This is a genomic window from Streptomyces sp. NPDC017520 (genome assembly GCF_044329855.1).
GTDB lineage: Bacteria > Actinomycetota > Actinomycetes > Streptomycetales > Streptomycetaceae > Streptomyces.
In genome coordinates this window covers 812,659-834,906 of record NZ_JBIRKB010000002.1, presented here as the reverse complement: position 1 = coordinate 834,906, position 22,248 = coordinate 812,659, and the positions used below count along the sequence as shown (strand labels likewise).

At 70.9% G+C, this 22,248-nt stretch carries 17 protein-coding genes and 1 pseudogene; 10 read left to right on the top strand and 8 right to left on the bottom strand.

The genetic code is table 11. The features are described from left to right. The first annotated feature begins 167 nt into the window (after nt 1–167). The 8 genes from ACH4KB_RS07560 to ACH4KB_RS07525 all read left to right on the top strand — a co-directional run bounded on the left by ACH4KB_RS07560 (nt 168) and on the right by ACH4KB_RS07525 (nt 8,824). Nucleotides 168–791, top strand: coding sequence for a TetR/AcrR family transcriptional regulator (locus tag ACH4KB_RS07560; RefSeq protein WP_398064569.1), 624 nt, complete (start codon nt 168–170; stop codon nt 789–791). A gap of 176 nt (nt 792–967) precedes the next feature. Then, complete coding sequence (locus ACH4KB_RS07555) at nt 968–1,885, top strand: LLM class flavin-dependent oxidoreductase (protein ID WP_398064567.1); 918 nt, start codon at nt 968–970, stop codon at nt 1,883–1,885. A 55-nt stretch (nt 1,886–1,940) separates the two neighbouring features. After that, nucleotides 1,941–3,578, top strand: coding sequence for an ABC transporter substrate-binding protein (locus ACH4KB_RS07550; protein ID WP_398064565.1), 1,638 nt, complete (start codon nt 1,941–1,943; stop codon nt 3,576–3,578). After that, nucleotides 3,575–4,519, top strand: coding sequence for an ABC transporter permease (locus ACH4KB_RS07545; RefSeq protein ID WP_398064563.1), 945 nt, complete (start codon nt 3,575–3,577; stop codon nt 4,517–4,519). Before ACH4KB_RS07550 ends, ACH4KB_RS07545 begins: the two co-directional genes overlap by 4 nt. A gap of 74 nt (nt 4,520–4,593) precedes the next feature. Next, the gene (locus tag ACH4KB_RS07540) at nt 4,594–5,370 is read left to right on the top strand and encodes an ABC transporter permease (RefSeq protein ID WP_398064561.1); all 777 of its coding nucleotides are present in this window, start codon (nt 4,594–4,596) and stop codon (nt 5,368–5,370) included. Beyond that, complete coding sequence (locus ACH4KB_RS07535) at nt 5,367–7,019, top strand: dipeptide ABC transporter ATP-binding protein (protein ID WP_398064559.1); 1,653 nt, start codon at nt 5,367–5,369, stop codon at nt 7,017–7,019. Before ACH4KB_RS07540 ends, ACH4KB_RS07535 begins: the two co-directional genes overlap by 4 nt. After that, the gene (locus ACH4KB_RS07530; RefSeq protein ID WP_398064557.1) at nt 7,016–8,047 is read left to right on the top strand and encodes a glutathione S-transferase C-terminal domain-containing protein; all 1,032 of its coding nucleotides are present in this window, start codon (nt 7,016–7,018) and stop codon (nt 8,045–8,047) included. Before ACH4KB_RS07535 ends, ACH4KB_RS07530 begins: the two co-directional genes overlap by 4 nt. Nucleotides 8,048–8,206: 159 nt before the next feature. Next, nucleotides 8,207–8,824 (top strand): NADPH-dependent FMN reductase, encoded by a 618-nt coding sequence (locus tag ACH4KB_RS07525; RefSeq protein WP_398064555.1) that lies wholly within the window; start codon nt 8,207–8,209, stop codon nt 8,822–8,824. Nucleotides 8,825–9,031: 207 nt separating this feature from the next. Here the strand turns inward: ACH4KB_RS07525 and ACH4KB_RS07520 are convergent, their stop codons facing one another. The 3 genes from ACH4KB_RS07520 to ACH4KB_RS07510 all read right to left on the bottom strand — a co-directional run bounded on the left by ACH4KB_RS07520 (nt 9,032) and on the right by ACH4KB_RS07510 (nt 11,207). Beyond that, the gene (locus tag ACH4KB_RS07520; protein WP_398064553.1) at nt 9,032–10,072 is read right to left on the bottom strand and encodes a sodium:calcium antiporter; all 1,041 of its coding nucleotides are present in this window, start codon (nt 10,070–10,072) and stop codon (nt 9,032–9,034) included. A gap of 238 nt (nt 10,073–10,310) precedes the next feature. Next, nucleotides 10,311–10,556, bottom strand: coding sequence for a twin-arginine translocase TatA/TatE family subunit (locus ACH4KB_RS07515; RefSeq protein ID WP_398064551.1), 246 nt, complete (start codon nt 10,554–10,556; stop codon nt 10,311–10,313). Between the two features lie 75 nt (nt 10,557–10,631). After that, on the bottom strand, nt 10,632–11,207 hold the full coding sequence (locus tag ACH4KB_RS07510) for a TerD family protein (protein WP_398064549.1): 576 nt from the start codon (nt 11,205–11,207) through the stop codon (nt 10,632–10,634). Between the two features lie 242 nt (nt 11,208–11,449). Here ACH4KB_RS07510 and ACH4KB_RS07505 point away from each other — a divergent pair, with 242 nt between their 5' ends. Continuing rightward, nucleotides 11,450–11,851: a BlaI/MecI/CopY family transcriptional regulator gene (locus tag ACH4KB_RS07505; RefSeq protein ID WP_398064548.1), complete on the top strand. Its 402-nt coding sequence runs from the start codon at nt 11,450–11,452 to the stop codon at nt 11,849–11,851. Between the two features lie 3 nt (nt 11,852–11,854). Beyond that, nucleotides 11,855–12,350: pseudogene (locus tag ACH4KB_RS07500) on the top strand (hypothetical protein); the annotation flags it as partial. Between the two features lie 351 nt (nt 12,351–12,701). On the opposite strand, the gene ACH4KB_RS07495 reads toward ACH4KB_RS07500, so the two are convergent. The 5 genes from ACH4KB_RS07495 to ACH4KB_RS07475 all read right to left on the bottom strand — a co-directional run bounded on the left by ACH4KB_RS07495 (nt 12,702) and on the right by ACH4KB_RS07475 (nt 22,174). After that, the gene (locus ACH4KB_RS07495; RefSeq protein ID WP_398064546.1) at nt 12,702–13,730 is read right to left on the bottom strand and encodes a sporulation protein; all 1,029 of its coding nucleotides are present in this window, start codon (nt 13,728–13,730) and stop codon (nt 12,702–12,704) included. An 84-nt stretch (nt 13,731–13,814) separates the two neighbouring features. Continuing rightward, entirely contained in the window at nt 13,815–14,036 is a 222-nt protein-coding gene (locus tag ACH4KB_RS07490; protein WP_398064544.1) for a hypothetical protein, read from the bottom strand. A gap of 374 nt (nt 14,037–14,410) precedes the next feature. Next, nucleotides 14,411–15,553 (bottom strand): glycine amidinotransferase, encoded by a 1,143-nt coding sequence (locus ACH4KB_RS07485; protein WP_398064543.1) that lies wholly within the window; start codon nt 15,551–15,553, stop codon nt 14,411–14,413. Nucleotides 15,554–15,598: 45 nt separating this feature from the next. Further along, nucleotides 15,599–15,808, bottom strand: a complete 210-nt coding sequence (locus ACH4KB_RS07480) for an MbtH family protein (protein ID WP_398064542.1) — start codon at nt 15,806–15,808, stop codon at nt 15,599–15,601. A gap of 60 nt (nt 15,809–15,868) precedes the next feature. Beyond that, nucleotides 15,869–22,174, bottom strand: a complete 6,306-nt coding sequence (locus ACH4KB_RS07475) for an amino acid adenylation domain-containing protein (protein WP_398064540.1) — start codon at nt 22,172–22,174, stop codon at nt 15,869–15,871. Nucleotides 22,175–22,248: the final 74 nt, after the last annotated feature.

The window sequence follows — 22,248 nt, the reverse complement described above, 5'->3', positions numbered from 1 at the left end:
CTCAGGCCCGCACGGGACGCCGTGCGGGCCTGAGCGGAGTGCCGAGCCCGCTCAGGCCCGCACGGGGACGCCGTGCGGGCCTGAGCGGGCCCGGCCATTGCATACGATGCCGTGGTGTCCCGTTGTCACGGCCGCCGTGGACACAAGGGCTTGAGAAAGGATGCTTCGTGGCAGGCAGGATGGTGGAGAAGCGGGAGTCGATCATGCGCGGGGCCCGCACGGTCTTCGGTCGTGACGGGTACACGCGTACCAGCGTCGACGCGATCGCCAAGGAGGCGGGGGTCTCCACCCGGACGATCTACAACCACTTCGAGAACGGCAAGGCCGAGCTGTTCCGCATCATCGTCGAGGAGGGCGCGGTCCAGATCCACGACGCGCAGCTCGACGTGATCGACCGCTGGCTGCGCAAGGTCACCGACCTGGAGGACGACCTCGTCGACTTCGGACGGGCCTGGGTCGAGCCGCTCGGCACCTTCCCCGACCACTTCGCGCTGGTGAGGCAGTTGCGGGCGGAGGTGGGGCACCTGCCACCCGAGCTCCTGAAGGCATGGGAGGAGGCCGGGCCGCTGCGGGTCGAGCGCGCCCTCGGGGAGCGCTTCCAAGGCCTGGCGGACGACGGCATGCTGCGGACCGACGACCCGCGCCAGGCCGCGGTGCACTTCCTCCAGCTGATCTCGGGAGAGATCATCGACCGTTCCTACTACGGAGCGCTGCCGCTGCCTCCCGAAGAGGTGAGCAGTCTCATCCGCTCCGGCGTCCGGGCCTTCCTGCGCGGCTACCTGCCGCGCTGACCGGATCGTCGAGGCCGGGCGTGCCCGACGCCGCATGACGTTCACCTGACGTAACCGCGTCAACATTTGCATCGCCCTCTCTTGAGCCGCACACGGGCAGCGACAAGGCTTACGAACACCGCGAAGGTCGTTCACCTCCTCGCGCGCACCGGTGTTGGGCACAGAGAGAGGCAGCCATGTCGGCATCCGCACGTACCGTCCGGTTCGGATTCGGTCCCTGGAGCGCCGGAGTCGGGGACTCCGCCGACGTGCTCCGGTACGCCGTTCAGGCCGACCGTGCCGGACTCGACCTCTTCACCCTCTCCGACCACCCCCACGTGGGCGGCAGGCTCGACGCGTACGCCGTCCTCGGCGTCGTCCTCGGCAGCACCTCCCACCTCACCGGTGCCGTCAACGTCACCAACCTGCCGAGCCGCCCCGCCCCCATGCTGGCCCGCTCGATCACCTCGCTGTCGGCACTCTCCGGCGGCCGGGTCGCGCTCGGGCTCGGGGCAGGCGGCTCCTGGGACGACATCGTGCGCCTGGGCGTGCCCCGGCTCACCCCCGGTCAGGCCGTCCGGGCGCTGGAAGAGGCGGTCACCGTGATCCGCAAGCTCTCCGGGGGAGGAGCACCGGTCACGTTCGAGGGCGAGTTCACCTCCCTGGACCGGGCCGAGCCGTCCCCGGTCCCCGCCCCACCCGTCTGGACCGGCTCCGTCGGCCCGAAGTCCCTGGCCGCCACGGGGCGGGTGGCCGACGGGTGGTTCCCCGGGCACGCCTCCGACTGGGCGAGCGAGCTGTACCGCGAGTCCCGGCCGCGCATCGACGAGGCCGCGGCCGCGGCGGGCCGCGACCCCGCGGACATCGAGACCATCTTCAACCTCCCCGGTCGCATCACCGACCATCCGCTGCCCCGGACCCGGGACGAGGACGGCCGCTGGGCCGGCGGTTCCGTCGGCCAGTGGGTCGAGGAACTCACCCGCGCCGTCCTCGAACACGGCGCCGACGGGTTCGTGTTCTTCGACTTCGCCGATCCCGCGCCCACGGACGTCTCGCTGGGCCGCTGGGCCACCGAGATCGTCCCGGCGGTCCGCGAGGCACTGGCCAAGGGCTGACGCCGCTTGGACACCTCGTCCACCGCCCCACGCGCTACGCCAGGAGACACTCCTCATGAAGGCATACCGCCCGCTCAGAACCCTCGCCCTGCTCGCCGGCTCCGCACTCCTCCTCAGCGCCTGTGACAGCGGCGCCGCGGGGGGCGCGGACCCGGGCCGGCCGGTCAGCGGCGGCACCCTCACCTACGCCGTCAACTCCGAACCGGTGAACCTCGACCCGCACGCCAGCCCGCAGGACGTCACCGCGCTCTTCGCGCGGCCCGTGCTCGACTCGCTCGTCTCGATGGACGCGGACGGCCGGATCCGTCCCTGGCTGGCCAGGTCCTGGAGCGTCTCCGCCGACGGGAAGACGTACACGTTCACCCTGCGGGAAGGGGTCACGTTCCACGACGGGACGCCGTTCGACGCGGAGGCGGTCAAGGCCAACCTCGACCACGTCGTCGACCCGAAGACGAAGTCCGAGATGGCGGCCGGCTACATCGAGCCCTACCGGGGCACGAAGGTGACCGGACCACACACCGTCGCGGTCTCCCTGGAGCGTCCGCACGCGCCGTTCCTCGCCGCGCTCTCCACGGCCTACCTCGGAATCCAGTCGCCCGCGGCGCTGCGCCGGGGGGCGGAGTCGATCGCCCGGAAGCTGGTCGGCTCGGGGCCGTTCGTCATGAAGAACTTCACCCCGCGCAAGGGCGCCGAGTACCAGCGCAACGAAGCCTACGACTGGGCACCCGGGACCACGAGCCGCAAAGGCCCCGCCCGGCTGAAGGGTCTCGAACTCCAGGTCGTCACCGAGGACTCCGCCCGGGTGGGCGCACTGACCAGCGGCCAGGTGGACGCCATCGCGCAGGTGCCGCCGTCCGCCGTCCGCCAGGTGGACGCCGACCCGCGGCTGCGTACCGCGAAGCACCAGGCACCGGGCGGCGCGTACACCTACTACCCGAACACCGGTGCCGGTGTCTTCAAGGACGCCAGGGTCCGCCGGGCGTTCCGGGACGGCATCGACTTCACCACCGTCGTCAAGGAGCTCTACTTCGGCGTGTTCGACCGGGCCCACGCGCCGTTGTCCCCCAGCACCCCGGGCGCTCCCCCCGTTCCGCGGAAGCTGGGGTACGACCCGAAGGGCGCCGCACGGCTCCTCGACGAGGCGGGCTGGGACGAGCGCGACGATCAGGGATACCGGACGAAGGAAGGCAGCCGCCTCACCGTCCGCTGGCCGTTCGTGCAGGCCAGCGGCGCCCGGGAGCAGCGCTCCACCCTCGCCGCCCAGATCCAGGCCGAGGCGAAGGAACTGGGCATCGAGCTGAAGCTCGTCGAGGGCACCCTCAACGAACTCATCCAGCGGTACTCCAAGGGCGACTACGACCTCATGGACCTCAGCTGGACCCGCGCCGACGGTGACGCCCTGCGGAGCCTCTTCCACTCGGACAGCATCGCCACCCCCGAGACGTTCGGTCAGAACGCCGCCCGGTACGACGAGGAGGAGACCGACTCCCTGCTCGAGGAGGCCCTCACGGTCTCGGACCCGGAGCGGCGCGAGCAGCTGTACGGGCGGGTGCAGGGCCGGGTGGCCGCCGAGTCGGCCGCCTTCCCCGTCTACGTCACCAACGTGGTCGTGGGCGTCTCCGACAAGGTGCAGGGCCTCGGCTGGGACCCGCAGGCGTACCCGACCTTCGACGACGCCTGGCGGGCCCCGTGACGACCGTGCGACACCGTCGGTTGCGCGCGGTCCTGGTCCGCCTGGGTACCTCGGTGCTCGTCCTGTGGGGCGCGGTCACCGTCTCCTTCGCAGCCCTCCGGCTCACTCCGGGCAGCGTCGAGGACGCGCTGATCGGCACCAGCACCGTCACGCCGCAGGTCCGGGCGCAGATCGTCGCGGACCACGGGCTCGACCAGTCCTTCCTCGTCCAGTACGGCACCTACCTCGGGAACGTGTCGACCGGTGACCTCGGGCACTCCTACCAGCTGCACCAGTCCGTGGCCTCCGCGGTCGGCTCCCAGGTCGGCGACTCCATGGCCCTCGCACTGACGGCCCTGGCACTCGCCCTGGTCGCCTCCACGGTGCTCGCCCTGCTCACCGCCCGCCGGGCCCGGTGGCTGCGCGGGTTCTCCTCGGGCGTGGAGCTGGTCGGCGTCTCCGTACCCACGTTCTGGGTGGGCATCCTGCTCCTGACCTTCTTCTCCTTCCGGCTCGGCTGGTTCCCGGCGGCCGGGGGCGAGGGCCTGGCGGGCCTCGTGCTGCCCGCCGTGGCCGTGGCGGTGCCACTGACCGCGCTCCTCACCCAGGTCATGCGCGAAGGACTGGAGATCGCCCTGGACGAACCGTTCGTCCTCACGGCGCGAGCCCGCGGCATGTCTGACGCCGGAGTCCGGCTGCGGCACGCGCTGCGGCACGCACTCCTGCCCGTCGTCACGCTGGCCGGCTGGATGCTGGGCAGCCTCATCGGGGCGCTGGTCGTCATCGAGCAGGTCTTCAACCGCCAGGGCGTGGGCCGGCTCGTCCTCGCCGCCGTCCAGGACAAGGACATGCCCGTGGTCATGGGGGTCGTGCTGCTGAGCGCGGCCGTGTACGTCACCGTCAGCGCCCTGCTCGACCTGGTGTACCGGATCGTCGACCCCCGCCTGCGAGGTACCGCGTGACCATCCCGGCACCGCTCCGAGTCCGCGCACCCCGTCGTCGTGCGCCGCGCATCCGTCCCGGACTGTGGTCCGCCATGGCGTTCCTCGTCCTGATCGCGCTCGCCGCGGCCGTCCCGGGCCTGCTGGCCGACGGCTCGCCCACCGCCTCGGACATCAGCCAGACCCTGCGACCGCCCGGCGCCGACCACCCGCTGGGCACGGACGCCAACGGGCGGGACGTCTACACGCGCATCGTCCACGGAGCGCGCCCCTCACTGCTGACCGGCATCGGAGCCACCGCCCTCGCCGTCGTGTGCGGCACCCTGCTCGGCCTGTTGGCGGGACTGGGCGGCCGCGTCGCCGACGAGGTCGTCATGCGGCTGGCCGACATGGTCCTGGCGCTGCCGAGTCTGCTGCTCGCTCTGCTGATCCTCGGTGTCACCGGGCCCGGCGCCGTGGGAACCTTGTACGCCATCGCCGTCTACAGCATCCCGCTGTACGCGCGGCTCGTCCGGGTGCAGACCCTGGCGATCCGGCACTCCGGCTACGTCGAGGCCGCCAGGTCGCTCGGCCTGCGGGAGCCGGTCATCGTCCTCCGGCACATCGTGCCCAACGCCTTCGGGCCGATCCTGGTGCTCGCCACCATCGAGGTCGGCACCGCGATCGTCGCGGTCTCCTCGCTGAGCTACCTCGGCTTCGGCCCGCAGCCGCCCGCGCCCGAGTGGGGCGCGATGCTCGGCGGCGGACGGGACTACTTCGGCATCGCCTGGTGGGTCGCGGTGTTCCCGGGCCTCGCCATCACGGCGACGGTGCTGTCGACCGTCGTCACCGGCCGCTGGCTTCAGCGGCGCCTGGAAGGGAGGCCCACGTGAGCCGTACGCCGCCGCAGGACCAGCCGCTCGTCGAAGTCCGCGGGCTGTCCGTGGCGTTCCCGGGGGAGCGGGGCGCACCGGCCCACGCCGTACGGGACGTCTCGTTCACCGTGCGTCCGGGGGAGTGCCTCGCGATCGCGGGCGAGTCCGGGTCGGGCAAGAGCGTCACCGCTCGCAGCCTCCTCGGTCTCGCCGGGCCGGACGCCCGCGTCACCGCCGAGACGCTGCGCGTCGCGGGCAAGGACGCGACCGGCTACAGCGACCGGCAATGGCGCGCCGTACGCGGCCGGCACATCGGCCTCGTCCTGCAGGACGCCCTCGTGTCCCTCGACCCGCTGCGCCGCACCGGCCGGGAGATCTCCGAAGCCCTGCGGCTGCACCGACCCCTCTCGCGCGAGGAGGCCGCCGCCCGTGCGGTCGAGCTGCTGCGCCTGACGGGCACTCCGGAGCCCGAGCTGCGCGCCCGGCAGTATCCGCACCAGTTGTCCGGGGGGCTGCGGCAACGTGCTCTCATCGCCTGCGCGCTGGCCTGTGACCCTCCGCTGATCGTCGCGGACGAGCCCACGACGGCGCTCGACGTGACGGTCCAGGCCCAGATCCTCCGACTGCTCGCCGAGCGAAAGGCGGCCGGTACGGCCTTGCTGCTCATCAGCCACGACCTGTCCGTGGTGGCGCAGCTGGCCGACCGGGTGATGGTGATGAAGGACGGCCTCGTCGTCGAGGAGGGTCCCGCCCGCCGGCTCCTCACGACCCCGCGGCACCCGTACACCCGGCAGCTGCGCGATGCCGTGCCCACGGGGCTGCGGCGCGCCCGGGACCACGTCGCGCGTCCGTCGCCGGCCGCCGCGCCCACCGGCTCGGCGGCCGGCGACGGAACGCCGCTGATCGAAGCGCGGGGGCTGTACGCCTCGTACGACGGACGGCGCGTCGTCGACGACGTGTCCTTCTCGCTGCGCGCGGGCGAGACTCTCGGCCTCGTGGGCGAGTCGGGTTCCGGCAAGACCACCCTCGCCCGGCTGGTCACCGGCCTGATCCGGCCCGACGACGGCCGACTGCTCGTCGACGGCCGGACCTGGCAGGAGCGGACGGCCCGGGAACGCAGGGAGACCCGGCGGTCCGTCCAGACCGTGCACCAGGACCCGCTGGGCTCCTTCGACCCCCGCTTCAGCGTCCGGCGGGTGCTGGAGGAGGCCCTCATCGCCGGCCGGGACCGGAAGCCCTCCCGGGCGTCGCGACGGGAACGAGCGGCGGAACTGCTCGAACAGGTCGGCCTCGGCGCCGCGTTGCTCGAACGCAGGCCGCTGCGTCTGTCCGGCGGACAGCGCCAGCGCGTCGCCATCGCCCGTGCCCTGGCGCTGCGGCCGCGCGTCCTCATCTGCGACGAGCCGGTCTCCGCGCTCGACGTCACGGTCCAGGCGGAGATCCTGCGGCTTCTCGACCGGCTGCGGTCCGAGCACGGTGTCGCCTGTCTGTTCATCTCCCACGACCTGCGGGTGGTGCGTGAGGTCAGCGACCGGGTAGTGGTGCTCAAGGACGGCCGCGCCGTGGAGACGGGCGACACCGAGGACGTCTTCACCGAGCCCCGCCACGCCTACACACGCGAACTGCTCTCCGCCGTACCCGACCTGCCCGAGAAGGTGCTCACATGACCAGAACCGCGGACAGCGGCATCCCCGTCTCCACCGGCCCCGCGGACAGCGGCATCCCCGTCTCCACCGGCCCCGCGGACAGCGGCGCCCCGGCCTTCGCCAGCCCGGCGGACATCGGAACGTACGGTCCGTACGGACCCGGAAGGGTGGCCGAGGGTGCCGAGGGCTGGCAGCGTCCCCGTTACCCGTTCCGTGGCAGGATCACCGCCGACGGCAGCAGCGGGTACCGCGCCGAACCGGGCCGCTACCACCTCTGGGCCGCGTGGAGCTGCGGCTGGGCACAGCGTGCCGCCATCGTGCGCAAGCTGAAGGGGCTTGAGGAGGTCGTCACGCTGTCCTACGTGGACGACGAACGGGACGGCAGGGGATGGGCGTTCAGGAAACGCCGAGGCCCTGACCCGGTCAGGGGGTTCCGGCTGCTCCTTGACGCGTACGAGGCGACCGAGCCCGGCTATCCGGGCCACATATCCACCCCCGTGCTGTGGGACCGCCGCACCGGCCGCATCGTCAGCAACCATTCCGGCGACATCACCACCGACCTGTGCACCGCCTTCGACGCGTGGGCCGCTCCGGGGCCGGACCTCCGTCCGGAACCGCTCCGCTCCGAGATCGACGAGCTGAACGAGTACCTCTACGAGAACGTCAACGACGGGGTGTACCGCGTCGACGGCGCCGGGACGCAGGCCGGGTACGAGTCGTCGCGACAGCGGGTGTGCCAGGCGCTGGAGGCGCTCGACGCCCGGCTCGCGGACCGCAGATACCTGCTCGGTGACGCGGTGGTCGAATCGGACGTCCGGCTCTGGCCGACACTCGCCCGGTTCGACCTCGCCTACAACCCGGTCGGCGGCATCTGCCGCGGTGGTCTCCGGGCCTTCCCGCACCTGTGGGCGTACGCACGCGACCTGTACCGCCTGCCCGCCTTCCGGGACTCCACCGACTTCGGCGCCTACCGCATGAGCCCGCCTCCCGAGCGGGCCGACGGCGTCCGGCACATCGACGTCGATCCGGCGGACCTCGACTGGCGGTGAGGTTGCGGCGTGACGCTGCGGCGCGAGGCCGAACTCCCCTGTCTCTCGCCGCCGTTGTCCACTCCTGGCATGAGCAACGATGGTTGCAGTGTTTGCCATGATTGTTGTACCTTCAGAGCACATGACATCGCGTCAGTCAATGCGAAGAAAGCAGGACCCATGACCCGGATCGCCGTCATCGTCGGAAGCACTCGTCCCACGCGCCGCACCGCGGTCGCCGCGCAGTGGGTTCTCGAAGCCGCAGGACGCCACCCGGCCGTCAAGAACGAGGACGTCACCGTTGAACTGGTGGACCTGGTCGACTTCAACCTTCCCCACCTGGACGAGCCCGCGCCGGCGGCCTTCGGTGTGTACACCCACGAGCACACCAAGCGCTGGGCGGAGGCCATCGCCGGGTTCGACGGCTTCGTCTTCGTCACTCCCGAGTACAACGCCTCCTTTCCCGGTTCACTGAAGAACGCCATCGACTTCCTGTACGGAGAGTGGGCGCACAAGCCGGCCGGCTTCGTCGGCCACGGTGTCCACGGCGGCACCCGCGCCGTCGAGCACCTGCGCGGCGTACTGGCCGAGCTGAAGGTCGCCACGGTCAGCAGCCAGGTCGCCCTCTCCGCCTTCACCGACTTCGCCATCACCGACCCCACCCTCCCCGGCGACATCACCCCCGGCGAGCACCAGGAGGCCACCCTCCACGAGCTGCTCGACGACCTCGTCCTCTGGGCCGAGTCCTTCAAGCAGGTCCGAGCGACGATCGCGCAGAGGGCCGCGACCGAGGCCTGACACCGGCCGCTCCGGTTCGCCCCTCACGGCGAACCCCTGCCCCCTCCGGGGCCCCGGCCTCCGGGGCCCCTACTCGGGCAGGACGGGAAGCCTGCCGAATCGGCCGGCTCAAGAGAGCTCCCCTGTGGCGATCCGGCAGTTCGTGATGGTGTGGCCACGCGACCGTCGGCAACCACTCGCGATGCGTACATGCCAGCGCGGTCGGCTTCAGAAGGCGAGCACGGCAACGGTGCCCGCGTAGATGCTGATGAGCAGGATTCCGTCGAAGCCGATCTTGAGCCAGCCACGCTTCTGGCGGACGAGGAGGCCGCCGAGCAGGACTGCGGTCATGACCAGCGCGCCGCTCGTAAGGAACAGTTCATCCTGGTTCGCCGCGTGGAACAGGGACCCTCCTCGATAGGCGATGTCCCCGACGACGAGGTTGAGCGCGTCCAGGCAGTTCCCGCCGACGACGGCGGCGATGGCCAGCGTGACGGCTCCGCGCCGGACGGCCGCGATGGAGGTGACCGCCTCCGGGAGGGCGTTGACCAGGCCCATGAACACAGCGCCGACGAGACCGGCGCTCAGGCCCGTGTGCTCCACGATGCCCTCCGCCGCGCGGGCCACCGCCCAGCCTCCGAGCATGACCAGGCCCGCCACGGCCGCGAACTCGGTCCACAGCCGTGACGTCTTGTGCCCGGCGAGCCCCTCGGTGTCCTCGCTCGCGACATCGGAAACCGTTTCCCTGGTGGGCACCGCGCGCCACATGGGTTCGCCGTAGGAGCGGATGAGATGGAGACCGCCGACGTAGAAGGCCACCATCACCACGGACGCCGGATGCAGGCCCAGAACGGTGACTGATGGGCTGAACGCAGCCATCAGAGCGATGCCCAGCAAACCGATCAGCAGGCAGCCGAACATCATGTTGGGCAGTGACGCGGCGGCGTGTTCGAGGTTGACTCTCCTCAGGAAGGCGTCGGCGGCGACCAGCGCGAGGGTCTGCGCCGCGATGCCGCCGACAGCGTTGCTGTACGCGAGGTCGGGCTGATCCGCGGCGGCGCTGACCGCGGTCATCACGATGCCCGAGAGAGACGTCACCAGGCCGAACAGCACCGCGCCGAACAGAGCTTCTCCCCAGCCGGTGCGGTCGGCGAGGGTATCGCCCACCCCCGCGAGCCGGATACTGCATACGACGGTGACGGCCGTGGCCAGGAGGAAGATCCCGATGCTCCAACTCAGAGGCCAGACGTCGGTCGGCAATGCGGACATGGACGCCTTTCGCCGGTGTGAGGCAGCGGGGAGTGATCGGCTCTCTCATACCACGGATCACCCGCTCTACACGGCACGTACGCAACGCACCCTGTGTCGGCGAGCGCGATGTCCGATCGGGCCCTTCGGGCCTACGCGCGCGCCTCTGCGTGGCCGAACCGGTTTCCCGGCCGCTGCCCACGTCGGGGTCACCGTCTTCGCCGGATCGCGGAGGCGGCTGAAGGGGCGAGCTGCTGGGTCAAGTCCGCACAGGGCCGTCTGTTCCGTTGTCGGGTCGTTCGGCGGTCCTGTCACCGGGCCGCACCTGGATGACGTGGGGGACCTGTTGTTGCTCGGCAGGCCCTTCTGCCTTCATGGCCTTGCTCTCACTCTTGAGGATGCGTGCCGCTTTGCCGGCGTTGCGGGCCAGCTCGGGGAGCTTTTTGGCGCCGACGAGGACGACGACAACGATCAGGAGTATCGCGAGTTCGCTGATTCCGAACATCGGGTCCGCTCTCTCGATGTGGTGGGTGAGCCGGGCGCGGGGTGCGGGTCTCGGCCGCACCCCGGGCCGCGGGTATCAGAGGTTGACGCCGAAGTCGGTGGCGATGCCTGCCAGTCCGCTGGCGTAGCCCTGGCCGACCGCGCGGAACTTCCACTCGGCGCCGTTGCGGTAGAGCTCGCCGAAGACCATGGCGGTCTCGGTGGCGGCGTCCTCGCTCAGGTCGTAGCGAGCGAGCTCGGCGCCACCGGCCTGGTTGACCACGCGGATGAAGGCGTTACGGACCTGGCCGAAGCTGTGGCCGCGAGCTTCGGCGTCATGGATGGAGACCGGAAAGACGATCTTCGATACGTCGGAGGGGACGGTGGCCAGGTTCACCTTGATCACCTCGTCGTCTCCCTCGCCCTCGCCGGTGAGATTGTCGCCGGTGTGCTCGACCGAGCCGTCAGGACTGGTCAGGTTGTTGAAGAAGACGAAGTGCTGGTCGGACGTGACTTTCCCGGCCTCGTCCACCATCAGCGCGCTTGCGTCGAGGTCGTAGTCGGCACCGGTCGTCGTACGGACGTCCCAGCCCAGGCCCACCAGCACGGCGGACAGCCCCGGCGCCTCCTTGCTCAGCGAGACATTGCCGCCCTTGGCGAGGCTCACACCCATGTCGCTTCCCTTCTCAAGACCTGCGCCCGGAACGGGCACACCGCTCCGGGCCCTCGTATGACACCATCGGGAATCTACAGCAATGTAGAAGCAGATGGGTGGGTGAACCGGGCGCGCCGGTGGGCGCCTTCCAGCCGCACAGGCGTTCTGCTCGCGCAAGAGGCCGGCACGGAGTGGCCAGTACGATGCCTCCTCGACGCTCGTACCGGTTCGGGGCGGCGGAACGGAAAGGAGGCCGCGCCATGGTTGACGGCACGGAGAAGGCGAGCCCGGATGGACGCGGTCGCAGGCGCCAGGGCGAACTGGAGATGCAGGTGCTGTCGGTGCTCGGCTCGGCTCCGGGCCCGGTGGCTGCCGCGTGGGTGCAGAGACAGCTCGGCGGCGATCTGGCGTACACCACGGTCATCACGATCCTGACCAGGCTGTACGCGAAGAAGGCGGTGGCCCGCACCAGGGCCGGCCGGTCCTTCGAGTGGACGCCGGTGGCGGACGGGGCCGGTCTGGTGGCCATGCGCATGCGCAAGCTGCTCGACAACCAGAAGGACCGCGATGCGGTGCTCTCCAGTTTCGTGTCGTCCCTGTCCTCGGACGACGAGCAGCTCCTGCGCTCCCTCCTCAACGAAGCTGATGATCCGGAGCGTTGACCGATGGGTGTCTTCGTCTTCCTGCCCCTCGTCCTGCCGCTGACCGCACTGCCGATCGCGCGGCTGGCCGAACAGCATCTTCATCCGGCATCGCCGCGTTGTTGCTGACCTGGGTGGCGGTGATCCTCGCTGCGAACCCGCTGCTGCGCCCGTCCCGAGCGGCGGTGGGCTACAGCACGGAGCGCTGGGCCGACGGGGAAGCCGCCCGCATCGCCGGGGACCGCCGGACAACGGCACGCGCCGTCGGCAAGGCCGCGCTGATCTCCCAGCGCGCGGCAGTACTCGGCTTGGCCGCCTTCGCCGAGGCCGGACCGGCGCCGCGACGCATGGCCGCGCCGCTGGGGCCGGTTCCGCCAACCGCCGGCCAACCGCCGACCGGCCGCCGGCGCTGACTGCGGCCGGTGCGGCCGCCATCGTCGCCGCAGCCGGAACGGCCGCGTCGGCCCTGTCCGCGCTCAACGCGGCAATCGCCTTGTTCTTCGTTCTGCGATCCGCCACCTACGGGCAGCCCGGGGGGTCCGACCGCGGATACACGCCTCTACGTAACTGTAGAGTTCACGCGCCGCGCGGAGCCGCGGTTGCGGACGGACGAGCGCCAAGGACCGGAGGACACCAGGTGGGTACGCAGGGCCGGAGGCGGCACGGCCGCCGGGCACAGCCGACGCGGCGACGCCGCAAGGGGGAAGAAGGGCCCGCCCGGCTGACCCGACGCGGACTCCTTGAAGCGATCCCACAGGGCCATAAGAACTCCATATGCGTCAGGAGGCGTCCGGGCCGGAAAGGGGGCCGGATCCGGACACCCACATTCTTTTACAGTCGTGTAGAAGCTATCAGGAGGCTTACCGGCGATTCAGCCCTCTTCGCCCTCTTCGTCGTCCCCTTCGAAGAAGTCGCCCACCTCGTCGACGACTTCGGCGGCCACCATGCCGCCGACGACGCCGACGGCCAGCCCTGCCGCGCCGGCGGCGACCACGGTGCCCATGCCGGGGCCGGAGCGGTGGTGGCTGTCGCCGTGGTGATGCTCGCCGTGCCCGTGCCCGTGCCCGTGCCCGTGCCCGTGCCCGGGTCCGTGTCCGTAATCGTGCGGGGCGTGGGCCCCGTGTGACCCGTGTCCGGCTGCCAGTTGGCGTACCCAGCCGTCGATCTCGGTGTGCCAGTCGCGCTGCTCGACGCCCTGATGGCTGACGGTGAAGCGGTTGACCGCGTCGTGGCCGGAGGAGAAGAGGCCTCCGGGCTTGTCGGCCTCCAGGACTACCTCCATGCCGCCGGGGTTGGCCAGGAAGGTCACCTCGATCTCCCGCATGGCGTGCGCGTACTGGGGGGCCGGCGTGAGCTCGACTTCTTGGTAGAAGGGCAGTTGCTGGCCGGTTCCACCGATGTGTCCGTACTCCAGGTCTGCCGACTTGAACCCGAACCCGAGCTGTCCGAATGCCTCCAGGACTGCCTCCTGCGCAGGAAGCGGCCGGACGGTCAGCGGGTCCAGATCGCCCTTGTCCTTGCCGCCCGCCACTGCCACTTCGGTTCGCAGGCCCAGCACGACGCCGAGCGGCTGGCCGTGAAGTTCGGTGACCGGGGTCTCCCACGGCACCGTCACCGCGAACGGGATGGTCCGGCGCTCGCCCTCGGCGAGGCGGAATCCGCCTCCGACAGTGAAGCGCTCGAAGGCGACCGTCCCTTCGGCTTCACCGTCCTCGTGCTCCGCCTCGACGCGGGCGACGAGCTCCAGGGTGATCTGCTCGATGTCGAAGTCGGCTTTTCCGCCGACGAGACGGAGCTCTCCGGGCAGCGTCCCGCCGGGCTGGACCGGGCCGCCCTCCAGGACGGTGTCCACGGTGGGGCCGCCTACGCCGAGCGACCCGAGCAGCTTTCTGAACACCATCGTGGCGTTCTCTCCTTCAGATGTACGTGGAGGTTCGGGGGAGTGGGTTGCCGCACCCCGGGGTGCGGCAACCCGCCGGTCTGCCTACTTGGCGGCCGCGTCCAGTGCCGCCAGGGCCTGCGCCCAGCGGACGTACTTCAGCTCGGCGAGGTCGCGGACGGTCTTGACGCCGAACGCCTCCTGCAGCAGCTCGCCGTCACGGTCCGAGACGCCCTTCAGGGCGCCGACGGGAGCAGCGAGTATCTCCGGCAGGCTCTTGTCCGCCCATGCCTTGTCCAGCACCTTGTCCAGGTCGATCGACGCCATGAAGTCCTCCTCGGAAGTGGATGATTGGCGGGTCGGGCTCGCGATATCTACACGCATGTAGAAGCATAGGGGGCGGCCGGCCCCGCCGACCGCATACCGCTGCGGCTCACGGGAAATGTCCGAAAACCGTGCCGCGGCTCCTGCGCCTGGCGCGCGTACTGCGTGCGGCGCGTTCCCTGCCGCGGTCGCGGATCGTGATCGTTGTCGTCGGCGCGAGCCTGGTTCCTCGGCGGCTTCACCGCACCGAGCAGAGAAGGAGTGGGAGCGACCCGTCATGGGCGAGTCTCCCCGTACGAACCGTGCCACCACGAAGCCGACGGCCCCGGCCAGTGGCCGGGGCCGTCTCTGCTGGTGCGGGAAAGGGGGTGGAACGGTCAGGACAGCGGCTCGTACGGGAGGGAGGGGAAATAGTCCTGCCTGTCGCCGTCGCGGTGGATGTCCCACGTGGCGCAGTGGAGGGAGCCGCCGTACTCGAAGACGTTGCGGAACGGGATCGGGAAGACCTCGAAACCGTGTGAGGAGAGAAGGTCCTGGAGGGGCTTCTCCTGCTCCTCGCAGATGACCTTGGTTGGCGAGATGCTCAGCACATTCATCGAGAGCCACTTCGACGACTGGCAGTACATCGGCATCTCGTCGTTGGTCAGGACGGGCTGGGGCACATCGACCAGTTGCCAGTCGTTGTCGAGGAACATCTTCTCCTCGCCCTCGCGCAGCGGCCGTTCCGGGTTGGTGAGGATGAGGCCGGGGCGCAGCGGTACGAAGGTGCAGTCGATGTGGGACGGGAAGAAGTCCAGCGGGAAGTGCACGGGGTGGACGCGGAAGCCGCGGGGTTCCAGGTGGCGCTTGAGCCAGTGGATGCCGGCCCGGTTGGTGGTCATCGACTCCTGGACCAGGATGTCGCGGCCCAGCCGGCTCATGTCGGCCGCGTCGAAGACCACCTCGTCCTGGTTGATGCAGAATTCGAACGAGTGCATCTTCGCGTGGCGCTTCTCCAGCGGCCACTCCCAGAAGTCCTCGCGGTACATGCCGTCCTTCATCGACGGCTTGGGCGCGGTGGTCCATCCCACCCGCGGGTCGGCGTTCCAGTACTCGTAGACCAGCTTCCGGTAGGGCTGGTACTCGAAGTAGCGGGCCCGACGCGACATGGTCGCCTCGATGATCTCGTTGCCCATGGTGATCATCACGTCACGCGGGCAGACGGCGCAGTACTGGTTCTCGACCTCGAAGTCGGGGGTGGTGACCGGGGCGGAGAAGTCGTGCGTCTCGGGGCGGCGTACGGTCACGCCCTGGGATTCCAGGAGCGAGGCGAGACCGGCGAGTTCCTCGTTGGCCAGATCGATGGCCTCCTTGGACTTCGGGCCCGTCGGGAACGGCTGGTCGGGGGCGTTGCGTATCGCGGGCCGGCTGCCTGGTTCAGCCGGTTCGAAGCAGGCGTTGTCGGCGGAGCCGACCACCATTTCCCGGAGGGTGTCCCACTCGTTCCACGAGTTGACGACGGGGGGGAGGTTGTTCGGCATGTGCGGCCACCTGTCTCTGCCGGAGCGTTCGATGAGGGAAACGGGTCAGGCCGCGTCGGTCGCGGCGAGTGAGGCGGGCCGGAGGTCGGTCCAGTTCTCCTCGATGTAGTCGAGGCAGGCCTGCCGGGTGCTGTCCGACACCACCACGTTCCAGCCGGCCGGGACCTCGACGAACGCGGGCCACAGGGAGTGCTGACGCTCGTCGTTGACGAGCACGTGGAAGACGCCGTCTTCGTTGTCGAAGGGGTTTGTCATGGTTTCAGTCTCTCTGTTCTCAGGGTTCGGCCCGGGCTGATTCCGGGCTTCGCGTGGGCCTCAGGCGAGTGCGGTGCCGAGGGCGCGGGCGGTACGGCAGCGGAAGACGCTCTCCACGTCGACGGGCCGTCCCAGCTCCGTCTCGATCCGGCCCGCCAGGCGCAGAGCCGTCAGGGAGTCACAGCCGAGCTCGAACACGTCTTCGTCCGCGCTGACGAAGTCACGTCCCAGCACCTCCGCGATCAGCTCGCACATCATCTGCTGCCCTGGTTCGGCAGGTGGTGCGGGAGTGTGTTCCAGGAACCGGCCCGTCGGGAGGGCCAGCGCTCCGGGCAGCTCGATCAGCAGTTCCCGTAGACGATCGGCCACCTGCTGCCCGAGTGGTGCGTCGAACAGGTCCGGGCGGTAGCTGATCTCCAGCTCCAGCTGCCGGCCGGGTGCGGCCATCAGCTTGAGCGGATAGTGATAGGCGTCGTGGCCGACGACATCTGTCAGCCGCAAGCCGTTGTCCGGACCGCTCGGCAGGGTCTCGGCGGTCGGAAAGTTCTCGAAGACGACGCAACTGTCGAACAGGGTCCCCATTCCCACCGTCCGCTGGATGTCGCTCAGCGGGAGGTAGTGGTACTCGAGGAGTTCGGCGTGCTCGCCCTGGAGGCGTTCGAGCAGTTCGGCCACCGGCTCGGACGGGTCGAGACGCACCCGTACCGGCACCGTGTTGATGAAGACCCCCACCATCTCCTCGACGCCGGGGAGTTCGGCCACCCGGCCCGAGACCGTGGCCCCGAAGGTGATGTCCAGCTGTCCGGTCCGCCGGTGCAGGCACAGCGCCCAGGCGACCCGGACCAGGGTGTTGAGCGTGACACCGTGGCGGCGCGAGATGTCGAGCAGCGCGGAGGTGTCCGCCTCGGAGAGGGCGACGACGATCCGCTCCGGAAGGACGCGTATCCGCGCGGTGTCCGTGCCGGGGCAGGCCAGCGTGGGCTCCTTCAGACCCGCCAGCGCCTCCAGCCAGGCGGTACGCGCCTTCTCGCGGTCCTGTCCGGCCAGCCACCGCAGATAGTCGGGGTAGTGGCCGGGTGCGGGCAGCCCGCTCGCGGTGCCGTGGTCGTAGAGAGCGAGCAGGTCGCGCAGCAGCAGCGAAGTGGTCCAGCCGTCCACCAGCAGGTGGTGCATGGTCAGGACGATCTGCTGTCTCTCCTCGCCCAGGCCGACCAGGGTGCAGCGCATCAGCGGCGGGTCGGCGGGGTCGAAGCGTCGGCGCCGGTCGGCCGCCACCACCGCCGCCAGCCTCTCGGCCTGTTCGTGCGGGTCGAGGCCGGCCAGGTCATGGACGTGCCACGGCATGGCCGTCCGTTCCGGGATCACCTGGACCGGCTCCCCGGACCGCTTCTGCAGGAAGGCCGCCCGCAGCATCGGATGCCGTTCCAGGAGAGCGTCGCAGGCGCCCCGGAACCGCTCGGCGTGGAGCCGGCCCCGCACCTCCAACGAGATCTGCACGTTGTAGACATCGAGGTCGCGGCTGTCGTACCGGGCGTGGAAGAGCAGCCCTTCCTGGAGCGGCGTCATCGGCAGGGCCTCGACGACCGGCAGGCCGATACGGGCGCCGAGACCGGCGAGCTCGGTGTCGTGCCGGTCGAGCGGTTCTCCGCCCAGTGGACCGCCCTCCCACGGCATGGCGGGCGGCATCGCCTGCCGCGGGACGATGGCCTCCGTGCTCGTCCCGTGCTCCACCAGCGCGCGCAGGGCCGCGAACCAGAGCCGGCCCAGCTCGGCGACGTCCTGGTCGGACAGGAGCCGGCGGGCCCACAGCCAGTGGGTGACCAAGCGTGGCCCTTCCGCGCTGTCGCTGACCGCCGCGGTCAGTTCGACGACGTGCGCCATGGGCATACGGGGGTCGGCCCCGAGGGGCAGTACGTCCGACTCGGGGGCCACGCTCCAGTCGGTGGTGCCCGCGCCGCCCTGTCTTCCGAGGTAGTTGTACCCGATCTGGGGTGCGGGGCGGGCCGCCAGCTCGGCGGCTGTCTCCTGGTTCAGGTAGCGCAGCAGACCGAAGCCGGTGCCGCGCCGGGGGATGGCCTCGAACTGGGCCGTGACCCGGCGCACGGCCTCGCCGAGGCGGGCTCCGGCGGGATCGTCGTCCGGCGCCCAGTCGGCGATCCTGGCGTCGACGCGTACCGGGTACAGCGTGGTCAGCCAGCCGACGGTGCCGGACAGGTCGACGTCCTCGGACATCTGTTCGCGGCCGTGGCCCTCGACGTCGATCAGCACGGCCGTGCTGTCGTCCTCACCGGGCGAGCGGTCACGACGCCAGGCGGCGACGGCCACCGCGAGAGCGGTGAGCAGTACCTCGTTCGTGTGGGTGCCGAAGACGGCGGGCACGGTCGTGAGCAGCGGGGTGGTCAGATCCGGCGGAAGGGTGAGGGAGAGTTCACCGGCCGTCGCGTACACGTCGTGCGACGGGGAGAGCTCCACGTCGGCGAGCCTGCCGTCACCCGGCCCTTGGCCTCGGCTGAGAGTCCTCCGCCAGTGGGGCAGTTCGTCCCGCAGCGCGGGTGCTTCCGCCGCGGCGCGGAGCAGCAGGCTCCACTCCCGCATCGAGAACGGCACCGGACCGGTCTCCGGGACGGCGCCCGCTGCCAGCTCCTGCCAGATGCCGTACAGGTCGGTCAGCAGGATGTGCCAGGAGACCGCGTCGACGGCCAGGTGGTGGACGGTGACGAGCAACCTGCCCTGGGTGCCCTCCCCGGCGTCGAACCAGGTCACCCGCAGCATGGCTCCGGCGCGCGGGGCGAGGGAGTCGGCGTCCTCGCGGGCGCACGCGGCGATCCGCAGACGGACCCCCTCCGGCGCGAGACCCACGACATCCACCCGGCGTACCGAGTTCCTCGACTTCTCCGACTTCACCGGGTCCGCCGCGTCCAGCGTCAGCGTCCCGTCCTCCCGGAGGCGCGCGCGCAGCGACTGGTGCCGCTCGGCGAGAGTCCCTACGGCGGTGGCCAGCAGGTCGGCGTCGAGTGCGGCCGGCACCCGGAGCAGGGTCGACTGGTGGTACGCGTCGGTCGTTCCGCCCTGCTCCCGCAGCCAGAGCATGATCGGCGTCGCGGGGATCACGTCCGCCGGCCACCGCGCCCCCGGGTCGGCCGCGTCCGAGCCGCCGTCCGCGGCGTCCACCGCGCCCGCCGGGCTCACCATGAGGAAGGCGGCGAGAGCGCTCGCGGTGCGGTGGGTGAAGATGTGCTTCGGGGTCAGGTGCAGGCCTGCGGCGCGGGCGCGGACGACGAGTTGGATGGCGGTGATGGAGTCGCCGCCGAGGGCGAAGAAGTCGTCCGCCGCCACGGCGCTGTCCACACCGAGCACCTGGATGAACAGTTCGACGAGAACGGTCTCGACGCTCTCGTCCCGCGCCTTGTCCGCCCCCTGCCGCTGACCGGACTCGCGCGCCTCGTCCGGGGCCGGCAGCGCGGCCCGGTCCACCTTGCCGTTCGGGCTCATCGGCAGTGCGGGCAGGGTGACGAACACCGAGGGAACCATGTTCGCGGGCAGCCGCGCCCCGATCCGGTCCGCCAGAGTGGCAAGGTCCGCGGACGGGTCGGCCGCCGGTACGACATAGGCCAGCAACCGCTCGTTCCCGTGCCGGTCCTTCCGTACGGCCGCCGCGGCCCGGGCGACGGCGGGATCGGCCGCGACGACGGTCTCCACCTCGCCCAGCTCGATCCGGAAGCCGCGGACCTTGACCTGGTCGTCGGACCGGCCGCGGTAGACCAGGATGCCGTCGGGCCGCCGGTACGCGATGTCGCCGGTGCGGTACATCCGGGAACCGGGCGGGCCGAAGGGGTCGGCGACGAAGCGGGACGCGGAGAGCCCGGGCCGGTTGACGTAACCGCGGGCGAGCACGTCACCGCCGATGTACAGCTCGGCGGGCAGGCCCGCGGGGACGGGGCGCAGGAAACCGTCCAGGAGGTAGACACGGGCGTCGGGGACCGGACGGCCGATCGGCACCGCACCCCCCGGCAGCGGATCGCCGGGTTCCAGGCGGTACTCCATGCAACCCACGGTGGCCTCCGTGGGACCGTACTCGTTCACGACGGTCACGCCCGGGTGGGCCTCACGCCATGGTGCCAGCGCCTCGCCGTTGAGTTGTTCACCGCCCAGGACCAGTTCCCCGGTCGGTGAGTACCAGTCGGACGACGCGATCAGCACCGGCAGGTGGCTGGGCGTGGCCTTGACGAAGGTGGGCGGCGGGGTGGCGCCGGCCGGGGCGTCGAAGTCCTCCAGATCGACGATGCGCACCAGACCGCCGGAGGTCAGCGGGCCGAAGATGCCGGTGACCGTGAGGTCGAAGGAGGGCGGTGAGTGCACCAGCGCCTGTCCGGCGAGGCCGGGGTAGGCGGCGCGGGCGAAGGCGAGGTAGCTGTCGACCGTACGGTGCTCGACGGCGACGCCTTTGGGCCGGCCGGTCGATCCCGAGGTGTAGATGACGTACGCGGCGTCCGCGGGCCGCAGCGGCGCGCCGCGTTCGCCGTCCTCCACGCGGTGCGAGGGCAGCAGTGCCAGCTCCTCCCGCACGGTGGGGGCGGCGAGCGGGACGACCGACGGATGCGTGATGTGCGCCGGGCGGGTGGTGCCGGCGCAGACGACGACGGACGGGGAGGCGTCGTCGAGCAGGAACGAGATGCGCTCGGCGGGATAGGAGGGATCGACCGGCAGGTATCCGGCTCCCGCCTTCAGCGTGCCGAGCAGCGCCACGATCAGGTCCGTACCGCGCGGCAGCGCCACGGCGACGAGGTCGCCGGGCCTCACCCCGCGGGCCAGCAGCAGCCGTGCCAGCCGGTTCGCCTCCGCGTCGAGCCGGAGGTAGCTGAGCGACCGCTCCCCGTCCGCCACGGCCGGGGCGTCGGGTGTGGCGTGCGCCTGGGCCTCGAACCGCTCGGTGAGCGTCGCCGGTACGCGGGCGGGAACGTGCCCGGACTCCGCTCGCCGGCCTCCCCGGTCGCCGATCACCTGCTCCCGTTCCTCGCGGGTCAGCAGCGGAACGGCGGCGACCCGCGTCGTGGGCTGTTCGGCGAATGTCTTGAGCAGCAACCTCAGCCGGGAACCGATCAGTTCGATGCGCTCGGCGTCGAACAGATCGGTGCGGTAGTTGAGTTCGAGCCGCAGGCTGGGGCCGGGGACGGCGAAGACACTCAGGGGGTAGTGGGTCGAACCGGTGATCTCCTGCTGTCCGGCCGCTTCCTTGTCCCCTTCCAGCAGCGTCACCCGCAGGCCGGCCGGACCGTCCTGTACGGCCTCCCAGTCGAAGGGCGCGTTGCCGAAACCGGTGGAGGTGTCGAAGAGGGCGCCGAGCCCGGCCAGCCGCTGTACCTCGGCCAGTCCCAGGTGGTGGTGCGGGGCGAGTGCGGCCTGGTCGTCCTGGATCCGGGCGAAGAGGGCGGCCAGCGAATCCTCGGGGGCGATCCGTACCCGTACCGGGATCGCGTTCATGAGCAGGCCCACGACCGTGTCGACCCCGGGGAGCTGTGGCGGGCGGCCGTGCACGGTCTGGCCGAAGACCACGTCGTCGCGCCCTGTCAGCAGCGAGAGGAGCAGCGACCAGGCGCCCTGTACGACGGTGTTGAGCGTGAGGCCGTACTCCCGGGCGGTCGCGGTCAGCGCCTTGGTCGCGTGCTCGGACAGCGTCACGAAGTCCAGCCCGGGCATCGCCTCGGCGAAGGGCGCGCCGGGGGCGACGAGCGTCGGTTCGTCCAGACCGTGCAGAGCGTCGCGCCATGCCTGTTCCGCGGCGGGCCGGTCCTGGCGGGAGAGCCACCTGAGGAAGTCCGAGAAGGAGGTGAGGGGGCCAGGTCCGGCGTCGTCGCCGTCGCTCCGGTAGAACGCCAGCAGGTCCTGGAGGACGAGTGGCAGGGACCACCCGTCCAGCAGGATGTGGTGGTAGGTCATGACGAAGGCGTGATGGTCGGGTGCCAGCCGGATCAGCGCGAACCGCATCAACGGTGGCGTCCCCATCTCGAAGCGGCGCAGCCGCTCGTCCTCGAGGAAGGTCAGCAGCCTCGCCCGCCGTCCGGACTCGGACTCCGCCGACAGATCGAGTTCCGTCCACGGCGTCTCCACGACGCGGCGTACCAACTGCACGGGCTTTCCGTTGGCACGCAGCCGGAAACCGGCCCGCAGGGCGGCATGGCGGCGGAGCGTGGCGGCGCAGGCCGCGCGCAGACGCTCCGCCGAGATCTCCCCGGTCAGCTCGAAGCCGGCCTGGATGTTGTAGACGTCCACCGTCTCGGAGTCGTACAGCGCGTGGAAGAGCATGCCCTCCTGCAGTGGCGTGAGGGGCAGCGCCATCTCGATCGGCGAGTCTGTCGCTTCGTTCACTGTGAGGTCATCCCCGTGAGCGTTCGGTGGTGGCAGTGACAAGGCGGCGGGCGGTGTGCGGAGCACGCCGACGC